Genomic DNA, 19,909 nt, shown 5'->3' on the forward strand with positions numbered 1-19,909 from the left:
GTGGCATAACCGTTGTGTTAACGCCGCGCGACTTCAGTCGGCAAGCAACCTGTTTTGCTGCCCGGTTGCAGATACGGCGTGAGAATCGGCGCCATGCCTTTGAGCACCTGCACCGGCAACGCCGAGGTGAACTTGAAGGCTTCGGCCGTGCGCCCGGGCACGAATGCGGTCAAGGTTCCAAAGTGTGAATCGCCGATAAAGAACACGAACGTCGCCGTCCGGTTAATGGATTTGGAGCTGAGTATCCGTCCGCCCGAACCAACGGCTTCAATGCGGTTGTCCCCGGTACCCGTTTTGCCGCCCATCGCCAACGGTTTTCCATCCGGCGTCACAAAGCTGCCGGACACCCGTTTGGCCGTGCCGGCATCCACCACCTGTGACAAGGCTTCGCGCATGGCCGTGGCGACTTCGGATGGCATGACCCGTTTGCCGACGTCCGGATCATTGATCAATTTGGTTTCATACGGTGTATTGGCCGCAAAGTGCAGGCTGTCGATACGCAGCGTCGGCATGCGCACACCGTCGTTGAGGATGGTGCCGATCAGTTCCGCCAATGCCGCCGGCCGGTCGCCGGAACTGCCGATGGCGGTGGCCAGTGAGGGCACCAGGTGATCGAACGGATAACCGACTTTCTGCCAGCGCTGGTGAATGTCGAGGAACGCTTCGATCTCCAGCATGGTGCGGATCCGGCTGTCGCGGGCCCCCTTGTGACGGCTTTTGAACAGCCAACTGTAGACTTCCTGGCGTTCGAACTGGCTGGCTTTGACGATCTGGCTGAACTTGGCATCGGGGTTATTCATCAGGTAGCCGATCAGCCACAGATCCAGCGGGTGAACCTTGGCGATGAAGCCCTGGTCCGGCAGGTCATAACTGCCAGGGCCATAACTCAGGTAGAGACGTTCGAGGCGTTCGTCGGTCAGTTTTTCATTGAGCTTGGCGCCTTTGAGGTGCGAGCGTACGAAGGCGTTGAAGCTTTCCTGGTCGGCCTGGGGGAATAGATAACGATGCACGGCGGCCATGCGAATCGGCGTCGGGCGCATGCCGTCGAGAAAGGTTTCGAGTCGCGCCTGGGTATCCTTGTTGCGGTACTTCTTCCAGAACTTCAGCAGGAACGAGGTACCTTCCCTGTCGGCGAATGAGGCCAGGTATTCCTGACGTCGAGGGTCGCGATCGTCCTTGAGCAATTCGGCACTGCTGTTAGGGCCCGAATAGGTGGTGTAGCGCACCAGGTCGCGCATCAGTCGAATGAACGGCAGGTTGATCGACTCACGCAGGGCATCGCGCAGGGTCGGCAGGCGGCCATTGTCCTCCTTGCGGAAGTTGACGAACGTGTGCAGCCCGCCACCCGTAAAAAAAGCTTCGCCGGGGCTGGCAGAGTATTTCCGATCCAGCGCGGCACTCAGCATGTTCGGCAGGTTGCGGTCGGTGTTCTGAATCAGGTAATCGATGGCCCAACGGCTCAGACGGTCCTGGTCCGGGACGTCGACTTTTTTCAGTTCGGGGATACTCATCTCTGCGTACTTGTCATGCAGCTCGGCGATGATTTGCAGGTAAGTGGTGAGCACGCGCATTTTGGCGGTGGAACCCAGTTCCAGCTTGCTGCCTTCATTGATGTCGAACGGTTGGTCGGTGCTGTCGGTCTGCACCCGTACCCGCGAGCCGTCCGGGGTCAGTTCAAACAAAGTGAAGCTGTAGCGCACCTGCGTGGTGCTGGTGGGCGTGAGCAGGCGTTCGCCAATCAGGCCGATTTGCGCTGCATAAGTTGGGTCGGCCAGATGTTTGAGGTACGCGGTGGCCTGGGTTTGCAGCTCGCCTTGCAGAGTGCTGGTGGCTGAAAGGTCGAGGCGGTCGAGGTCATACAGCGGACGGTTGAGCAAACCGGCCAGACGGCTGCGCGCCACACTGATGCCCTTGTTGGTTTCGATTGGTTGAATGGTGGGCTGGGTGGCCCAGTCGCGGTAAGTCACTTTACTGGCCAATGCCGCCGTCGCGAGTGGCGCATCGATTACGCCATTCTGGGCCAGCAGGCGAATATGGCTGTCGGTAAGACTGGCCAATTCATCACGGCCCTTGGTCAGGTAATGGGAAGGGCGACGCTGAGCGATCATCAGTGACAGCACTTCACGCAGGGCCAGGCCTTTTTCCGACAGGCTTTTCGGGTCGGTCTCGGTGCTGGTCAGCCGTTCGTTGGCCTCGTTGAAATCGGCGCCGTACCAGACACGCAAACCTTCGGCCATGCCATGCACTTCACCATGGCCTGGCACCGCCGACAGCGGAACACTGTTGAGGTAGTCGCGAACTACATTTTGCCGGGCCTGGAGGGTTTGCGGCCCTGTCTGATAGGCCCGCACGCTGGCGGAAATCATTTGCCGGATCTTTTCCGCGCCCGACACCGTCAAGCCATCGGGCGAGTGTCGATACTTCTCAAGCTGTGTCGCCAGCGTACTGCCGCCCGCCGACTGACCGGGCAAGTGCAACAGCTTGGCCACTTGGGACCACGCCGCCATGCCGAACCGCGGCCAGTCCACGGCGGGGTTGGCCAGGGGCTGACGAGGATCAAGCAAAAAGCGGTTTTCGATGAACAGCAAGCTGCTGACCACGACCGGAGGGATCGTCGCAAAGCTTGAATAGAGTTGTTGTGGATATTTGAACTGGTACAGCGGTGCCGCGCGGCAGTCGGTGATCGACAGCCCGGCCTGGATTTTCTCTGCATAGGGCACGAAAAAGCCCTTGTCGCTGTACTTCATCAGTGCCGGGGAAAAACGGGATTGTGCCTCCACCACGTAATCGCGCTTGAGCAGGCGCGGCAGGAACTCATCCATGGCGCTGTAACCCAGGCGCTGATCGAAGGGGCCCGCGCCAGGGTAGCGAATCGCATCGCTGGGGCCGGGCTGCAGCTCGTACTTCAGCGAGGCGGCATATTGGCTGATTTCCCGGGCTTGAAACTTGGAGGTGCGCATTTCCTTGGCCGCGGCCAGGCCCAAGACAATCAGGATAATCAGCAGCAGCAACCAGAATGCCCCCCAGCCGTGCCGGGAACGACGGGGTTTCTCAGGTAAAGGCGCTTCATCCACTCGTTCAGTCGGAACCACATTTTTACTCGAATCGGTTTGCCACAAAGCGCCCATAGTCACTGATCCATTCACGCAGTTTGATCGGACTTGCTTGAAGCTTAGACGGTGGTTGGCGTTGGTGAAAAAATTGTGAACAACCAAATATCGAGTACGCACCATTCCTTGTGACTTGTGACTTGTGACTTGTGACTTGTGACTTGTGACTTGTGACTTGTGACTTGTGGCGAAGGAGCTTGCTCCCGCCGGGCAGCGAAGCGGCCCCAATCCTTACCATCGCGATTTGTCTGATAAATACCATTCGCCGGTTTTGCGACTGCTGCGCAGCCGAGCGGGAGCAAGCTCCCTCGCCACAAGGTTCAAAGCCCGCATGCATCCACATGGGGGCGTCTGTAATGGCTGAGCTAGACGCGTCAAAGAGGTAAATGCTGCCGAGATTGGGGCATGACGACGCACCATTGCTGTGCAATACTCGGCGCCGTTTTAGTGGCGAATAATCCTACATAACCCAGGTAATGCCACTCCGTTAACCCGACTTTTCCCGAGAGTTCTCGCTGAATGTTGTGATTTATATAGTGAAAAACCCTGTCGAGAGCTTTTTATACTGCACGCCCGCTTATCTTGCAGGTTTTGTCCTGCAAGACGGGTCCGTCCACGAGGCAGACCCGGTTTCACCAGGCACCGGCTTATCGGTCGGCGCTTCGACACTTGGCGGTCATATCCAATAACAAGATGAGGTTCCCCCTATGCCAGTCGGCAATCACCTGCCTCACGGCGAGACCGCTCAGGGCGGCCCGCTTAAACGCGAACTCGGCGAACGGCATATTCGCTTGATGGCGCTCGGTGCCTGTATCGGCGTCGGCCTGTTCCTGGGTTCGGCCAAGGCCATCGAAATGGCCGGTCCGGCCATCATGCTGTCCTACATCATCGGCGGTCTGGCGATCCTGGTGATCATGCGTGCCCTCGGCGAGATGGCCGTGCACAACCCGGTCGCCGGCTCGTTCAGCCGTTATGCCCAGGATTACCTCGGCCCACTCGCGGGCTTTCTGACCGGGTGGAACTACTGGTTCCTGTGGCTGGTGACCTGCGTCGCGGAAATCACCGCGGTGGCGGTGTACATGGGCGTCTGGTTCCCCGATGTGCCGCGCTGGATCTGGGCGCTGGCGGCGTTGATCAGCATGGGCTCGATCAACTTGATCGCGGTGAAAGCCTTCGGTGAGTTCGAATTCTGGTTCGCCCTGATCAAGATCGTCACCATCATTGCGATGGTAGTCGGCGGCATTGGCGTGATCGCTTTCGGCTTCGGCAACGACGGCGTTGCCTTGGGGATTTCCAATCTCTGGGCCCATGGCGGTTTCATGCCCAACGGCGTGCAAGGCGTGTTGATGTCCTTGCAAATGGTGATGTTCGCCTACCTTGGCGTCGAGATGATCGGCCTGACCGCCGGTGAAGCCAAGAACCCGCAGAAGACCATTCCCAATGCGATCGGTTCAGTGTTCTGGCGGATTCTGCTGTTCTACGTCGGCGCCCTGTTCGTGATTCTGTCGATCTACCCGTGGAACGAAATCGGCACCCAGGGCAGCCCGTTCGTGATGACTTTTGAGCGTCTGGGCATCAAGACCGCCGCCGGCATCATCAACTTCGTAGTGATCACCGCTGCGCTGTCGTCCTGTAACGGCGGCATCTTCAGCACCGGGCGGATGCTCTACAGCCTGGCGCAGAACGGCCAGGCCCCGGCCGGTTTCGCCACGACCTCGAACAACGGCGTGCCGCGTCGTGCGCTGCTGCTGTCGATCGGCGCCTTGCTGCTGGGCGTGTTGCTTAACTATCTGGTGCCGGAGAAGGTCTTCGTCTGGGTCACCGCGATTGCCACCTTCGGCGCGATCTGGACCTGGGTGATGATCCTGCTGGCCCAGCTCAAGTTCCGCAAAGGCCTGAGCGCCAGCGAACGTGCCGGCCTCAAATACCGCATGTGGTTGTACCCGGTCAGTTCTTACCTGGCACTGGCCTTCCTGGTGCTGGTGGTCGGCCTGATGGCGTACTTCCCGGACACTCGTGTGGCGCTGTATGTCGGGCCTGCTTTCCTGGTGCTGCTGACGGTGTTGTTCTACGTGTTCAAGCTGCAACCGACCAATGTGTCGCAAGGTGCGGTGCGTTCGGCTTCGTAAGTCGTAACGCCAGAAATGCAAAAGCCCCGGTCGAGATGATCGGGGCTTTTTATTGGTTGGCGCGATCTTTTATGGTGAGGGGGCTTGCCCCAATACCTGTCAGTTAAGCGAAATTCCTGTAGGAGCGAGCTTGCTCGCGAAGACGGCAGGACAGTCAACATTGATGTCGCCTGACACACCGCTTTCGCGAGCAAGCTCGCTCCTACAGGGTTTCGCGGCTTAACTGACAGGCATTGGGGCAAGCCCCCTCGCCACAAAAGCTCCCCAGCAGTTTGCTTGTTTCAATATCAGACGACGGAGACTTGAGCCGGCCGATTCAACCGCTTATTGAAATCCAGCCAGGCCCCCAGCAACGCCATCAACCCGACCCCCAGCATTGCGCTGAATAGCTGCATCGCCAGTACGTTCCCGCCCAAGGCATTGAGCATGTCTGCCAACGGCGCCAGTAACACGCCAAAGCAGAACACTTCCAACGAATAACGCCCCATGCGACAGCTTTGTTGCGCCAGCCAGTGTTGCGTCCAGCCCGTGTCCGGCAACAACCTGGCGGTAACGTAGGCGAGGGCGAGGAAGTGCATCAGGCGTGCTGGCGAGAGGTTGGTCTTGCTGATGGGATACAGCCATTCGCCGAGCTTCTGGGGCATGAAGACGTCATGCACGGTCGGCCACTTCCACGACAGTGCGATCAGTCCGGTCAGCAGCAAATAGGTCAGCGCTGCAATGAAAACCGGCTGACGAATCAGCGTTCGGGGCAGCGTTCGGGACTGCGGTGCCCGAGGCCGTTGCCCGTGAATCGCCGCCGCGCCACCGAGAATAAACAGCAGCTGCCAGGCCAGCGGATTGAAAAACCACACGCCCCCGTCGGTGCCCGCCAGGTTCCACTGAAGCCATGGCGCCAGCAGATACAAGACCACCGACAACCCCACCACGTATTCAGACTTGCGTAGCAGCATCGGCAGCACCAGTGGCAGGCCCAGCAGCAAAAAAATATACAGCGGCAACGGGTCCATCAGGTTTGGCTTGAAGCGTAGCAACAACTCATCCATCAACGCCTGTTGCGGATTACTGAGGAAATACTGCAAGCCCATTTCCTGCACCAGATCACGGGTTTCCACGTGGCTGTTGGCGAAAAATACGATGCCCATCAACAGCGCGAGCAAAAAGATATGCACCACATAGAGCACCCAGGCGCGTCGCAGGATTTTCACCGTGGCGACCATGAAACCATCGCGCCGGGCGATCTTGCCGTAGGCCAGCACGGCCGCGTACCCGGCCAGGAACACGAAAATCTCCGCCGCATCGCTGAACCCGAAGTTGCGCACCGTGAACTGGGCGAGCGGGTTTTGCGGCACGTGATCCCAGAAGATGAAGATCAGCGCCAGGCCGCGAAAAAAGTCGATTCGGTGATCGCGTTCAAACGTCATGACGGCGGGCTCGTGAGCGGGGGCGGCGCGCAGGGTGGCGTGATTCGCGGGTAATTGCAAAAGGCTGGATATTACCGAATGTCTCAGCTGTCTATAGCGAACGAATCGGGATGATTGTCCGTCGGTCTGCCGGCCAGTTCGCGCACCAGAACGATCCCTGATGGGCGTCTATCGAACATCTACACTTCGTTTTTCAGGAGTGTGAAACGTGAAAGTTTCGCTGATTGTCCCGGTATTCAATGAAGAGCAGGCCATCAATCTGTTCTATCAGGCGGTGCGTCGCGAATTGAAACTTGACCCGTGTGAAGTCGAGATCGTGTTCATCAACGATGGCAGTACCGACCGAACAGCTGAGCAAGTCAAGGCGTTGGCGCAGGTCGATGAACAGGTCTTGCTGATCAATTTCTCGCGCAATTTCGGCAAGGAGCCGGCGTTGTTTGCCGGGCTGGAATACGCCACCGGCGATGCAGTGATCCCGATGGACGTGGACCTGCAGGATCCGATCAGCGTCATCCCGCAGTTGGTTGCCGAGTGGCAAAAGGGCACCGATGTGGTGCTCGCCAAACGCCGCAATCGCGACAGTGACAGTTATTTGAAACGCCGCAGCGCGTCGCTCTTTTATCACTTGCTGAACAGAATTTCCTACACCCGGATTGAAGAAAACGTCGGGGATTTTCGGCTCATGGACCGCAAGGTGGTCAATGTGATTCGCGCACTTCCCGAGCATCAGTTGTTCATGAAGGGCGTTCTGTCCTGGGCCGGATTTACCACGGCGGTGGTGGAATACGAGCGGGCCCGGCGAGTGGTGGGAAGCAGCAAGTTCAATGGCTGGAAACTGTGGAACCTGGCGCTGGAAGGCATTACCTCGTTCAGCACCGTACCGTTGCGGTTGTGGACTTACATCGGTGGCGGCATTTCGATCTTCGCGGTGCTGTACGCGGTGTACATGGTGCTGGACAAGATTTTCTTCGGTAACAGCGTCCCCGGTTACCCCTCGCTGATGACGGCCATTCTGTTTCTCGGCGGCGTCCAACTGATCGGTATCGGCATCCTCGGTGAGTACGTCGGTCGCATCTACATCGAAGCCAAGCACCGGCCCCGTTATGTAGTCAAAGACATCATCGGCGGCAAAGACCGGATCGGGCTTTAGCATGGGCAGACTGGGCGACTTGTTCAGCCGCGAACTCGGGCGTCGTCGGGTCTGGCAGTTTTTCCTGATCGCGACGCTGATTTATGTCATTCCGCTGATCCTCGCCGACTATCCCTACATTGATGACAACTGGCGCTCACTGTCGGCCGGTACTGCCTGGGCGGGGCAGGGGCGGTTGTTCACCGAGCTGTTCTACAACCTGCTGACCTTCAGCGATGGCGCGCCGAACATCTTTCCGTTGCCGCTGTTGATCGCCACACTGGCCATGGCCTTTGCGTTGACCAGCCTGACGTTCCATTACTACCCGCAACCGACGATGTCCTGTTGCCTGGTGCTGTTGCCGCTCTGGTACAACCCGTTTTTTTTGCAGAACCTGTCTTATCAATACGACGGGCCGACTATTGCCTTGAGCCTGGTGGCGGTGATTTTCGCGATCACCTTTCGTCATCCCTCGCGCATTCTGCAATGGCTGGTGCCGGCCTTCCTGATCGCGCTGGCGCTGGGGCTCTATCAGGTGAGCCTGAATGTGTTTCTGGGCCTGTGTTGCCTGGAACTGCTCAGGGGCGCGAATGACCAGTGGGCCTGGCGGCAATGGTACGAATTGATCGGCTGGAAAATCGCCCAGGCAGGGCTCGGCGGGTTGATCTACAGCGTCACGGCTTATCCGTACATGAACCAAAATCGCGCCTTGTTGCTGAACTGGGCGGCGGAGCCTTTGCTGCAACTTGAAATCAACATCGGCCGGGTGCTGGAAAAAGTCGCGTTGCTGTTTCACGGTGGATCCACTTGGGTGTTCGCCGTGCTGCTGCTGTGTGCCATCGCGGGCAGTGTACGGCTGGCCCGGAACGTAATCGGGCGGCATGACACGGGCCTGAGAAAAATCGTGATGGGGCTGGTCTGTCTGCTGACAGTGCCGGTCGTGACCTTGCTGGTGTCGGGGGCTGCGCTGTTTTTCCGCGACTTCAATGAGGGCGCCAGAACCTTGATGGGGTTTGCGGTCCTGTTGGTGCTGTTGTTCTATTTGAGCCATCTGGCATTGGCGTCCATTCATGAGCGACTGCCGATGCTGCTGGCGGTGCCTCTGTTGGCCATGCTTTCGCTGTCCTTCGCCTATGGCCGTGTGCTGACGATGCAGAACACGTTTGCATCCAGCGCGTTGTTTTCCCTGGGGCATGACATCTCGTCCCATCGGCAACTGCGCGAGGCCAAGCGCATTTACATGGCGGTGAGCGACTCCGATCACTGGCTGGTGGCGGCTGCGGGCTCGTTCAGGCAGATGCCGGTCTTGCGTTATCTGTTGAACATCGACTTTTTCATGCTGGCTGAAAACCTGCCCAAGGCGGGCATCACCAATGTGGTCGCGGAGAGGGAGCGGCGCAACGCGACCCTGGTCGGTTACCAGGGTTATCCACCGCTGGTGGAGAGCAGGTTTTACCGCATCTATCTGCTGGGCGATTACGGTTTTATCGTCATGAAAGACCCTTCTCCGATCACCTCGCTTCAGTGGTGAGCAATAAGATGATCAGCCTGTGAACGCCTCTTCGATTCTTCTCAAAAGTTTTCCATCCCGCGTGGCCGACAGGGCGGGTCTGGTGATGGTGATAGCCATCGCATTGTTCGCAAGGTTTCACTCCATCACCGTGCCGGTGATCTGGTACGACGAGGCCTACAGCCTGCTACTGGCTGAGGGTTCGCCTGCGTTTATCTGGACCACGACGGCGCGGGATGTGCATCCACCGCTTTACTATGTCTTGCTGCATTTCTGGATGGTTTTGTTCGGCAATGGTGTCTTGGCGGCGCGATCGGTAAGTGCACTGGCGGATGTTGGCACGCTGTTGCTGTGTATCAAATTGATGAGTCTGGTGACGACGCGAAGGGCGACATGGATAGCCGCATTGTTGTTGGCATTGCTACCGATATCGGTGCGCTACAGCCAGGAAGTGCGAATGTACACCTTGCTCGGCTTCTGGCTGATGGGCGCGACCGTGGCGCTGGTGTGCTGGCTCAAGGCACCGGAGCAAAAACGTTATCCGGTTTTTTACGTGCTGCTGATGGCGGCTGCTTTCTATACGCATTACTTCGCCGTGCTGTGCGTTTTGGTGCATTGGCTTTGTTGGTGGCGAGCACGAGAGGGCGGTCGGTCAACGGTAATACCGTTTCGTGCGTGGGTTGTGGCCAACAGCGCAATCGTTGTGTTGTACCTGCCGTGGATGCCTTTTTTCATCGATCAATTGCTGCGAATGGACGGGCTCGAGTGGATACCGCCGCTCACCTGGGGAGCCGCGCTGACCTTTGTTTGGCAACTGGTGATGATGGGGGAATCGGCCAGTTATTCATCCTTATGGCGTGTGTTGCCCTCGGTGTTGATTGTTGTTTGCGCCGCTGCGGCGTTGTTCAAGGCACACCATGAGCGACCTTTCAGCGTCTTGCTGGTGGGCTATTTTTTTGTGCCGGTGCTGACCGTGTTTCTGGTGTCGTTGATCGTGCCGGTTTTCAATGCCAGATACCTGGTGTTCGCGGCCGCTGCGTTGCCTCTTATCGTTGCGCTCGCACTGGACACATGGAGCCAACGCCACACCGTTGTTGCCGCGACCGCCATGGCTTTTGTTTTATTGGCAGAAGTACATGGGCTTTCGGCGGTTTACGCACAAACGGATGAGATGAACGGAACCAGCATTCGCAAAGACGCAAGGCTGGATGCAGTGGTCGCAAGCCTTGGCCGCGAAGTCCGTCGGGGTGATGAAATCATCGTGGATAATCTGTATTGGTACTTGCCATTCATGTACTACAACCCGACCGGTATCCAGCCGAAGTTATACGTAGTCAAAACACCGACAGGCACTCTTTGGGGAACCGCCGAATACGGCGGTTGGGCGCTCATTCCCCGTCCCTTGCACTTGATTCTCTTCAATGATTTTTCGGTCCTGAAACTGAATGGCCGGCGGATCTGGTGGGTAACGGGCTACGCGCGTCCTGAACATGACGCCTTGTTTCCCAAACACTGGAAACAGGTGCTGGTGCTGAAGGAAGGGGACAGCGAAGCTCGTCTATTCGTTCTTGACGCAGCATCACTCCCCCTTGAGGTTGACGTCAGAACGCATCCATCAGCACAACAATACAATCCCTCGCCTGGTAACCGTTGATCTGCGGCACCAGACGCCGAAAGTGCTCAGACTGGCAATGAGCATCCAGCGCCGCCTTATTCGGCCATTGTTCGACGAAGATAAAGTGCCCCGGGTCTTTTTGATCGATGAACAGGTCGTACGCAATGCAATCAGGTTCCAGTCGAGTCTTCTCGACCAGTTCGGCGTACCACGGGCGAACGGTTTCAATGTATTCGGGTTTGATGAAATCTTGAGCGATTACTTTAAGCAAGGTGTCCTTCCTTGGTGATAAGCCCACCTCCCGATGGGATTGGCGTTCAAACAATGGTTACGTGGCAGGCATTCTGCGCCTGGAGAAAAAACGAAAACAGCCCGGATTGAGAGTTGATTCCTGGCTCAACCGGTCAGACAGCCATTTTCGATTGCCGTACCGGCAACTCGACCCGAAAGGTGCTGCCTACTCCGACTTCGCTACGCACCGAAATATCGCCTCGATGTTTTTTCACGATGCCATAGGACAGGGACAACCCGAGCCCCGTCCCCTGGCCCACCGGTTTGGTGGTATAGAACGGGTCGAATATTTTCTGCAGGTTGTCCGGCTCGATGCCTATTCCCGTGTCCGCGACCTCGATCGATACCGTTTCACCTTCAAGCCCGGTGCGCAGCGTGATGATGCCCCGTTCCGGCCCCATCGCCTGAGACGCGTTGACGATCAGGTTCATGATCACCTGATTGATTTGCGACGGCAGGCATTCGATATCGGGCAGCTTCTGAAACTCCTTCACCACATCGGCCTTGTACTTGAGTTCATTGGCGACGATGTTCAGGGTCGACTCGATGCCTTGTTGCAGATTGGTCCACTGCCATTCCTGATTGGAGTCGACGCGGGAGAAGTCCTTCAGGTCTTTGACGATTTGCCCGACCCGGTTGATCCCGTCCTTGGATTCCTTGATCAGCAGCGGAATGTCCTCGCGCAGAAAATCCAGTTCGACCCGTTCACGTAATTGACCGAGTCGTTCGATGACCTCGCTTGAGCTAATGGCGCTTTCCGCCTCCCGATAGGCATCGAGCATGTTCTGCAGTTGCTTGAAGTAGCCATCGAGAGCGCCGAGGTTGGAGGAAATGAAGCCGATGGGGTTATTGATTTCATGGGCGACGCCGGCCGCCAGTTTCCCCAGCGAGGCGAGTTTTTCCGACTGCACCAGTTGGCTTTCCAGTTGTTTGCGCTCGTCGATTTCCCGCTGCAATGCTTCGCTGGCCTGTTTGAACTGGGCCGTACGCTGATCCACCAGATGCTCCAGATGGCTCATCTGAATAGACGCCCGCTCGGTCATTTCCCATTTGGTGAGCAGGGTGTTGGCCATCTGCTGGACTTCAATGTTGTCGAACGGTTTTTTCAGAATCAGCAGACGGTCGTGGGCGTGCAAACGTTCCAGCAGTTCATCCCAGGAGTAGTCGGAATAGGCGGTACACACCACCACTTGCAGCAGCGGGTCTTTCTGCCACAGGTGTTCGATAGTCTGCGCACCGTCCCAGCCTTCAGGCATACGCATGTCGACGAAGGCCAACGCGTAGGGACGGCTTTCCTGTAAGGCCTGGATGAGTTTGCCCAGACCCTCCTGACCGCCATACGCCGAGTCCAGCTCGAACAGCAGGTTGGGGGATTTCATTTCGCTGCCGAACAACGCGGCCTCCATTTCGTCCAGCTCTGCATGCTGCGCAGATGTTGGGGTGAGGATCTTGCGGAAGTCTTCATGGATGGACGGCGTGTCGTCGATCAGCAGAATGCGTCGGTTCGAAAGATCGCTCATGCTTCCTCCATGACGGGTTTCAACGGGATCTGCAAAGTGAACAGTGCACCTTTGCCCGGCCCATCACTGTGGGCGGTGAGATGGCCGTTCATCTCGATGGCGGCCAGGGCACAGCTGTGCAGGCCGAAGCCATGTCCTTCCTTGCGGGTGGTAAAACCGTGGGCAAAGATCCGCGTCATGTTCTCCGGCTCGATACCCTCGCCGTCATCCTTGACGCTGATTTGCAGGATCGTGTCCTCGACGACTTTCACCCCAAGGGTCATTTGCCGCGGACGGTTGCTGAGGTCGGTCATGGCGTATTTGGCGTTGCTGATCAGGTTGATCAGAATCAGTAGCAACCGGTGCTTGTCGCCCATGATTTGCGGTACGTCGCCATACTCCTTGACCACGGTGACGTGATGCCGGGTCAGCGCGCCCGCATTCATCCGCAGGGCGTCTTCCAGCAGCTCGCTGATGTGCAGCGGTTCCATCAGACTGTTGGCACCCGCGTAGGACTGCTGTGTGGCGACGATATCCTTGATGTGGTCGACGCTTTTGCTCAGCTGCGCGAGTTCGTCGGCCATGCCTTGTTGTTCAAGGGCAATGGCCTCCACCAGTTGGTTCAGATAACCGGGCAGCAGTTTTCCCTTCTCGTCCTGGGTCAGGAAGGCCCCCAGGTCGTCTTGATGCGCGTTGATCAGTTGCATCGCCTTGCCCAACCCCTGGGCCTTGCTGCCACGTAGCTTGCGGGTGACCAGGTCGGTCGAGATGTTCACACTGTTGAGCACGTTGCCGACGTTGTGCAGCACGTTGGTGGCGATTTCTGCCATGCCGGCCTGGCGCGCGGTATCAAGCAGTTCGCTCTGGGTAGCCTTGAGTTCACGGGTGCGCTCTTCGACCCGTTGTTCGAGGACGTCGTTGGCGGTTTGCAGTTCCTTGTTGACCCGTTTGGTCTCCGCGAAGCTGCGCATCAGGCGGATCGCCAGATACACCAGTACCATCACCAGCAGCGTCGAAAATACCAGCATGTAGAAGTGGTAGCGTCGGTTGGCTGCGTCGGTTTGCTGCTGATCCTTGTTCAGCAGACTGGTGATGTCGTCCAGGCGTGCGGCTACAGGAACGGCTTCGATGTTCTCCAGCAGCCGGTTGACCACAGGTTGTTCGCGCAGGATCAGCGCGATGTGATTGCTCAACACATCGATCGGGCTGTGAAACTGCTCCGGTAACCGCTCCTTGTTCACCCCCAGTTTGTTCAGCCCGACCAGGATGTCGGCTGCTTTGTCGTCGGAGGCGACCTGGGCGAACTCCAGGCTACTGAGCAGCAAGTCGTAGGTGTCGGTGGCAATGTTCTGTAGTTGCAGTTTGTCTTCGTCGAGCAATTGGGCAAGCGGTTCCTGGATGTCGTCTTCGGCGGTGGGCAAAAACGCTAGTGAATTGCGCAGCACGGCATTGTGGGATTTGAACTGCTCCACCAGCCGGGTCTTTTCCTGAATGGCGGCTCGGTAGGCCTCATGACTGGCACGCCAGATGGGCGAATCGTTGCGGCCGTGTTCGGACGCCATGCTCTCGAACCGCTCCCACAGGTGTGTCATCTCGCTCAGCGGCGCTACCAGCGGATCGTAGTTGTTACTGATGGCAATCCTGGCTTTGAGAATTTCGGTTTCCCATTGCGCGTTGAACTGTTTCATCCGGCCAATCAGGTCCCGGGACTCGGCGTATGTCGCGGTCTGGTCGGAACTTGATTTGAGGTACAGAAACAACAATGTCGAGGCCAGCACCAGGGCCACGCCACCGAGTAATGCCAGGTTGCGACGGTGGTACGTTTTCATAACGATTTGCCTCCCCACTCACCGGTCAGGGTTTTGAGGAATTTGATGATCAATGCCTTGTCCTTGTCAGAGGGCTTGCGACCGAGCTGAAACTTGAACATCACGTCCACTGCTTCTTCGAGGGTTTTGGCGGAGCCGTCGTGGAAGTACGGTGCGGTAACGGCGACGTTGCGCAGGCTCGGGACCTTGAATACGTTGCGATCCTCTTCAGCCTTGGTCACCAGATAGCGGCCCAGATCGGCTTCGGTAGGATTGCCCCGGACCTGGAAGTAATCGCCCATGACGCCGAACTTCTGGAACATGTTGCCGCCGATGTTCACCCCTTGATGACAGGCGATGCAGCCGTAGTCCTTGAAGCGTTGATAGCCGTATTTCTCCTCGATCGTCAGAATCTCTGTATTACCCAGCAGGTATTGATCGAAACGTGAATTGGCGCTGATCAGCGTGCGCTCATAGGTGGCCAGGGCTTTTTGCACATTGTTCATGGTCACGCCGTCCGGGTAGGCCTGGGTGAAAGCGCTTTTGTAAGCTGGGTCGGCGGTCAGGATCTGAACGACATGCTCCCAATGACTGCCCATTTCGCTGGGGCTTTGCACCACTTCGTGGGCTTGCGTTTCCAGGGTGTCGGCGCGGCCGTTCCAGAATTGCCGGAAGTTCAGACTTGCGTTGAACACGCTCGGGGTGTTGATCGTCAATGGCGCGCCGTTGAAGCCGATGGAAAACGCCAGGGCGTCGGCTCCCCCGCTTTCCAGACGATGGCAACTGGCGCAGGACAGGCTGTTGTTGACCGACAGGCGTGGCTCGTTGAACAACCGGCGACCGAGTTCGACTTGCAAGGGATTCTGCTGGGGCACTGCGGGCAAGGGTTTGAGCGGTTCGTCCAGCGGTTCGCCGCTGGCTATCAGGCAACATCCGAGTAGAGGCGCGAAAAACAGGTAGTAGAAGGGGCTCGACATCTTATGATTCCTTGGCGCAGGGGGCCTGAGTGTCGTTGCACATCGTTCATGGGGCGGCGGATGGAGCGGGTGGCATGGATGTCAGGTATTGCACGAAGGCGTCCGGCTCCACGGCTTTGCTGAAGTAGTAACCCTGGCCTTCCTCGCACTGGAGGGCCTTGAGAAAGTTCAGTTGTTCGAGGGTTTCCACCCCTTCGGCAATGACGGTCAGTTTGAGGCTCTTGCCCAGGCTGATGATGGCGCTGACCAGCGCCGCATCGTTGCTGTCCTGGCTCAGTCCACGAATGAATGACTGGTCGATTTTCAGCACATCGATGGGAAACCGTTGCAGGTAACTCAGGCTGGAATAACCGGTGCCGAAGTCATCGATAGCCAGCCGTACGCCCAATGCCTTGAGCCGACTCAGCGCGACCATCGTCGCATCGATGTTCTGCATCAATACGCCTTCGGTGATTTCCAGTTCCAGCAAGGCGGGCTCCATACCGGTTTGCTTGAGTATCTGTTCGATACCCTCGACAAAATCCCGCTGGCGAAAATCGATGGCCGACACGTTTACCGACATGCAGAGCTTCGGCAGGCCTTTCGCCTGCCAGGCGCGGGCTTGTCGGCAGGCCTGGGTCAGCACCCATTTGCTCAACGGTACGATCAAGCCGCTGTCTTCGGCTACACCGATGAAATCTGTCGGGTAAATCCAGCCTTGCCCCGGCTTTTGCCAGCGGATCAATGCCTCGGCGCCGACCACCTTGCCGCTGCACAGGTCGAGTTTGGGCTGGTAGTGCAGGACAAATTCGTTGCGTTCCAGCGCCAGGCGAATACCCGACTCGATACTCTGCTGTTCGCGGGCGCGCTGGTTCATTTCATCGATGAAAAAGCTGAAATCGTTCGGACCGCTTTCCTTGACATTGCGCATGGCGGTTTCGGCTTTCTTGATCAGCGCAATGGCATCGAAACCGTCCTCGGGATAGATGCTGATACCCAGGCTGGCCGTCACGCTCAGGTCGTGGCCGGCGATGTGTTGAGGTGCGCGTATGGCGTTCAAGAGCTTTTCGGCGATGCCCTTGGTCTGTTGGGGGTGATGGATGTCAGCCAGGATCACCACAAACTCATCGGAGCCGTAGCGAAACACCGAGTCGGACGCGCGCACGCAGGCCACCAGGTTTTGCCCGACACGTTTGAGCATCTCGTCACCGGTCGGGTGGCCCAGGGCATTGTTGATGCGCTTGAAGCGATCGAGCCCCAGAAACATCACGGCCAGTTGTTTGTCATGGCGTCTGGACAGCGCCAGTGACTGGTTCAGCCGGTCGCCCAACAAGGTGCTGTTGGGCAATTCGGTCAATACGTCGTATTGCAGCAAGTGCGATACCTTGAGCAGCTCATGGACCCGGGCCTCGATGGTTTGCTCCAGGGTCAGCACTTTCATGGCCGCGTCCTGCGCCATCTGCCACTTCCAGGTCAGGGCGCTGGCCATCTGACGGATTTCCAGGCTGTCGAAGGGTTTTTTCAGCACCAGTAACTGATCGCCGAACTCCAGCCGTTCGGCCATGGCTTCCCAGGTGTAATCGGAGAAGGCCGTGCACAGTGCGATTTGCAGGTGAGGATCAGCCTTCCAGAGCTGTTCGATGGTTTCCAGACCGTCCCAGCCTGGGGGCATGCGCATGTCGGTGAACGCCATGGCGTAAGGTCGACCTTGTGCCTGGGCACGCTTGACCAGTTCGAGCGCTTCCTCGCCCTGGTAGGCGGAGTCGAGCTGGAATATCAGCCGAGTAGACTGCTGGCTGCCGAACAGCGCTGCTTCAGTGCCGGCGATGGTGTGTTCGTCGTCGGTATCCGGGCCGAGAATCTTGCGAAAGTCCTGATGGATCGAAGGCGTGTCGTCGATGATCAGAATGCGCCGGTTAGCCTGGGCGAACGAAGTTTTCATTCCTTGTCCTCCGTGGCACGCCGCGGGTCGTCGGGCATCGCTCCGGTTCCGTGGTTGGCATGTACGATGCTCCCGGCCTTCAGTAACTCGGCGGCCTGTTGGCTGCTGACCGCTTGGCTGAAGTAGTGACCCTGGGCGTTCATCGGTGAGCCTGTGGCCATCAGCGAACTGCGTTGCTCCTGGGTTTCGACGCCCTCGGCGATAATGCCGATCCCTACTTCGCGGGCGAAGTTGATGATGGCCCGCAAGGTGGTTGCACTGGCCGGGTCGCGGGCGGCCGTATCGATGAAGGTCTGGGCGAGTTTCAGGTGATTGACCTGGTAAGTCTTGAGGTAATCGAACGAGGAATATTCGGTGCCGAAGTCGTCGATGGCGATCTTCACCCCCAATTCATGCAGGCGCGGCAGGATGTCGTTGTGCGTCCACTTGGTCTGGGCCAGGGTCGCTTCGGTGACGTCGAAACGCAGGTCCCACGGGCACAGTTCCCAGCGGGCGGTGGTGCGCAACACGTCATAGATCAGCTCGGGACCACTCTTGAGTTGGGCCAGGGACAATTTTATCGCCACCACCGGCGGCGCCATGCCTTCATCTCGCCACTGGCGCATTTGCCGACAGGCGCGCTCCAGCACCCAGTGACCGAGGGCGATAATGATGCCGGTTTTTTCCGCCGCGGGCAGAAAGGCCGGGGCTTCCAGCAAACCGCGCTGGGGGTGGTTCCAGCTGACCTGTGCTTCCATGCCGAGGATCTTGCCAGTGTTCAGGTCCACTTCCGGCCAGTAACGCAGTTCGAGTTCGTCGTGCTCGATGGCCTTTTTCAGATCGCTGGCGATGGTCATGCGCTCGACCACTTCCTGATTGATTTCCTCGGAATGGAAGTGGTACTGGTTGCGGCCCTTTTCCTTGGAGCGATACAGCGCCATGTCGGCCTGGGTCAACAGGCTATCGGCGCTGAGGCTGACCGGAAGGTAGCTGCTGATGCCGATGCTGACCGAGACCCGCACATCATTGCCGGCCAGGGAGTAGGGCAGCACCAGTGCATCGCGGACCTTGGCGGCCAGGGCCGCTGATTGGGTCGGATCGCCGACGTCCAGTTGCAATATCGCGAACTCGTCGCCACCCAGGCGGGCAACCACGTCATTTTCGCGCACGCAGGTTTTGATGCGTCGAGCGACCTCCTGCAACAGCAGGTCGCCCACCGGGTGGCCCAGGGTGTCGTTGATGCGTTTGAAGTGATCAAGGTCCAGGTAAAACATGGCGAACGGGGTAGCTCCGCGCCGGGCGGCTGCAAATGCCTGGTGCAGCCGCTCGATCAGCGTCGCGCGGTTGGCCAGCCCTGTCAGCCCGTCGGTGCGGGCCAGCAGGGCGATTTTTTCCTCGGCCAGTTTGCGTTCGGTGATGTCGATGATGATGCCTTCGACTTCCAGCAAGCGGCCTTCATCGTCGCGCACCGGGATGTAGCGGTTTTCGACCCAGCGCCAGTCACCGTCGCCGGTGCGCATCCGGAATTCGATGGAAGCACCTGCCGCATGGCGGTCCAGCACTCGGGCCATGGCGGTGTCGACTTTCGATTGATCGTCGGGATGGATCAGCTCCTGCGCCCAGTTGGACGAAGCCACCAGGGCCGCCGCGACATGGCCGTATTTGGTGATGTTGTGGGAGATGTACATCAACGGAAACGACGGTTCGCCCCGCAGCCGATACAGAATGGTCGGGCTGTTCTGCACGATGATGTTGGCGTCGGACAGCTCCCGGGTGCGCTCTTCGACCGCGTGCTCCAGCAGCGACATCTTCAGCGCCGCGTCTTCGGTCATTTGCCACTTCGCGGTCAACGCGCTGGCCATCTGGCGGATCTCGATGGCATCGAAGGGCTTTTTCAGGATAAGCAGGCGATCGCCAAGCTCCAGACGCTCGGCGATGTCTTCCCAGGAGTAGTCGGAATACGCGGTGCAGAGCGCCACTTGCAGCTTGGGATCGACTTGCCACAAGCGTTCGATGGTTTCCAGACCGTCCCAGCCCGGCGGCATGCGCATGTCGATGAAGGCCATCGCGTAGGGCGAGTCATTCGCCAGCGCGGTCTCGACCTTGTCCAGTGCTTCGCGGCCCTGAAACGCCGAATCGATGACGAAACTTTGCACCGCTACCGATGCCGGGGTACCGAACAGGGCGTTTTCGGCGCTGATCAGGCTGTCGTCTTCGATCGATGGCGGGCTGAGAATCTTGGCGAAATCCGCATGGATCGATGCGGTGTCATCGACGATGAGAATCCGACGATTAATGCGCGCAAGCAGCGTATTCACTGACATGCGCCTGTACCGACAGCAGGTTGGTGCAATGAGCTCATAGAGGGTATCCCTTCCCTGATCGCTGGATGGAGCGAGAATCGTTCTGGATCCGAGTGATCTGAGCATAGTCGCCCAGCCAGCACTTCGCCCGATTGACTGAAACGAATCATTACCGGGGGCGGGCTGAAAATCATCTAGCCTGTAGGTCAGGCTC

12 protein-coding genes are annotated in these 19,909 nt (G+C 58.2%); 4 read left to right on the plus strand and 8 right to left on the minus strand.

Going from position 1 to position 19,909, the window contains the following annotated elements; genetic code table 11:
- Positions 1-17: 17 nt before the first annotated feature.
- The gene (locus tag CKW20_RS01270; RefSeq protein ID WP_095051319.1) at positions 18-3,128 is read right to left on the minus strand and encodes a transglycosylase domain-containing protein; all 3,111 of its coding nucleotides are present in this window, start codon (positions 3,126-3,128) and stop codon (positions 18-20) included.
- A 689-nt stretch (positions 3,129-3,817) separates the two neighbouring features.
- On the opposite strand from CKW20_RS01270, the gene CKW20_RS01275 reads away from it, so the two are divergent.
- Positions 3,818-5,239, plus strand: a complete 1,422-nt coding sequence (locus CKW20_RS01275) for an amino acid permease (protein ID WP_095051320.1) — start codon at positions 3,818-3,820, stop codon at positions 5,237-5,239.
- A 287-nt stretch (positions 5,240-5,526) separates the two neighbouring features.
- Here the strand turns inward: CKW20_RS01275 and CKW20_RS01280 are convergent, their stop codons facing one another.
- Positions 5,527-6,663 carry an OpgC family protein gene (locus CKW20_RS01280; RefSeq protein ID WP_095051321.1) on the minus strand — a complete coding sequence of 379 codons (1,137 nt, stop codon included), beginning with the start codon at positions 6,661-6,663 and terminating at the stop codon, positions 5,527-5,529.
- A 208-nt stretch (positions 6,664-6,871) separates the two neighbouring features.
- Between CKW20_RS01280 and CKW20_RS01285 the strand changes: the two genes are divergently transcribed.
- From CKW20_RS01285 to CKW20_RS01295, 3 genes are all read left to right on the plus strand, one after another.
- Positions 6,872-7,813 (plus strand): glycosyltransferase family 2 protein, encoded by a 942-nt coding sequence (locus CKW20_RS01285; protein WP_095051322.1) that lies wholly within the window; start codon positions 6,872-6,874, stop codon positions 7,811-7,813.
- A gap of 1 nt (position 7,814) precedes the next feature.
- Positions 7,815-9,323 carry a glucosyltransferase domain-containing protein gene (locus tag CKW20_RS01290; RefSeq protein ID WP_095051323.1) on the plus strand — a complete coding sequence of 503 codons (1,509 nt, stop codon included), beginning with the start codon at positions 7,815-7,817 and terminating at the stop codon, positions 9,321-9,323.
- Between the two features lie 85 nt (positions 9,324-9,408).
- Positions 9,409-10,956, plus strand: coding sequence for a glycosyltransferase family 39 protein (locus CKW20_RS01295; protein ID WP_256584997.1), 1,548 nt, complete (start codon positions 9,409-9,411; stop codon positions 10,954-10,956).
- Here CKW20_RS01295 and CKW20_RS01300 read toward each other — a convergent pair.
- The 6 genes from CKW20_RS01300 to CKW20_RS01325 form a co-directional block, all read right to left on the minus strand.
- Positions 10,904-11,188, minus strand: a complete 285-nt coding sequence (locus CKW20_RS01300; protein WP_030129588.1) for a putative quinol monooxygenase — start codon at positions 11,186-11,188, stop codon at positions 10,904-10,906. The two genes, CKW20_RS01295 and CKW20_RS01300, sit on opposite strands and share 53 nt — an antisense overlap.
- Positions 11,189-11,321: 133 nt before the next feature.
- Positions 11,322-12,728, minus strand: a complete 1,407-nt coding sequence (locus CKW20_RS01305; RefSeq protein WP_095051324.1) for an ATP-binding protein — start codon at positions 12,726-12,728, stop codon at positions 11,322-11,324.
- The gene (locus CKW20_RS01310; RefSeq protein WP_095051325.1) at positions 12,725-14,536 is read right to left on the minus strand and encodes a DAHL domain-containing protein; all 1,812 of its coding nucleotides are present in this window, start codon (positions 14,534-14,536) and stop codon (positions 12,725-12,727) included. The genes CKW20_RS01305 and CKW20_RS01310 overlap by 4 nt, the downstream gene beginning before the upstream one ends.
- Positions 14,533-15,492: a cytochrome-c peroxidase gene (locus tag CKW20_RS01315; protein ID WP_095051326.1), complete on the minus strand. Its 960-nt coding sequence runs from the start codon at positions 15,490-15,492 to the stop codon at positions 14,533-14,535. Before CKW20_RS01315 ends, CKW20_RS01310 begins: the two co-directional genes overlap by 4 nt.
- A gap of 46 nt (positions 15,493-15,538) precedes the next feature.
- A complete protein-coding gene (locus CKW20_RS01320) occupies positions 15,539-17,413 on the minus strand; it encodes a bifunctional diguanylate cyclase/phosphodiesterase (protein ID WP_095051327.1) in 1,875 nt (624 codons plus the stop codon).
- Positions 17,410-19,716: an EAL domain-containing protein gene (locus CKW20_RS01325; RefSeq protein WP_095051328.1), complete on the minus strand. Its 2,307-nt coding sequence runs from the start codon at positions 19,714-19,716 to the stop codon at positions 17,410-17,412. The genes CKW20_RS01320 and CKW20_RS01325 overlap by 4 nt, the downstream gene beginning before the upstream one ends.
- Positions 19,717-19,909 lie beyond the last annotated feature (193 nt).

It is taken from the genome of Pseudomonas sp. Irchel s3b2, from assembly GCF_900187445.1.
Taxonomy (GTDB): Bacteria; Pseudomonadota; Gammaproteobacteria; order Pseudomonadales; family Pseudomonadaceae; genus Aquipseudomonas.

What these genes read in the sequence shown, in the direction of transcription:
- CKW20_RS01275 (WP_095051320.1), top strand. Translation starts at nt 3,818, where the DNA reads ATGCCAGTCGGCAATCACCTGCCTCACGGCGAGACCGCTCAGGGCGGC.
- CKW20_RS01280 (WP_095051321.1), bottom strand. Translation starts at nt 6,663, where the DNA reads ATGACGTTTGAACGCGATCACCGAATCGACTTTTTTCGCGGCCTGGCG.
- CKW20_RS01315 (WP_095051326.1), bottom strand. Translation starts at nt 15,492, where the DNA reads ATGTCGAGCCCCTTCTACTACCTGTTTTTCGCGCCTCTACTCGGATGT.
- CKW20_RS01320 (WP_095051327.1), bottom strand. Translation starts at nt 17,413, where the DNA reads ATGAAAACTTCGTTCGCCCAGGCTAACCGGCGCATTCTGATCATCGAC.
- CKW20_RS01310 (WP_095051325.1), bottom strand. Translation starts at nt 14,536, where the DNA reads ATGAAAACGTACCACCGTCGCAACCTGGCATTACTCGGTGGCGTGGCC.
- CKW20_RS01295 (WP_256584997.1), top strand. Translation starts at nt 9,409, where the DNA reads ATGGTGATAGCCATCGCATTGTTCGCAAGGTTTCACTCCATCACCGTG.
- CKW20_RS01270 (WP_095051319.1), bottom strand. Translation starts at nt 3,128, where the DNA reads ATGGGCGCTTTGTGGCAAACCGATTCGAGTAAAAATGTGGTTCCGACT.
- CKW20_RS01290 (WP_095051323.1), top strand. Translation starts at nt 7,815, where the DNA reads ATGGGCAGACTGGGCGACTTGTTCAGCCGCGAACTCGGGCGTCGTCGG.
- CKW20_RS01305 (WP_095051324.1), bottom strand. Translation starts at nt 12,728, where the DNA reads ATGAGCGATCTTTCGAACCGACGCATTCTGCTGATCGACGACACGCCG.
- CKW20_RS01325 (WP_095051328.1), bottom strand. Translation starts at nt 19,716, where the DNA reads ATGTCAGTGAATACGCTGCTTGCGCGCATTAATCGTCGGATTCTCATC.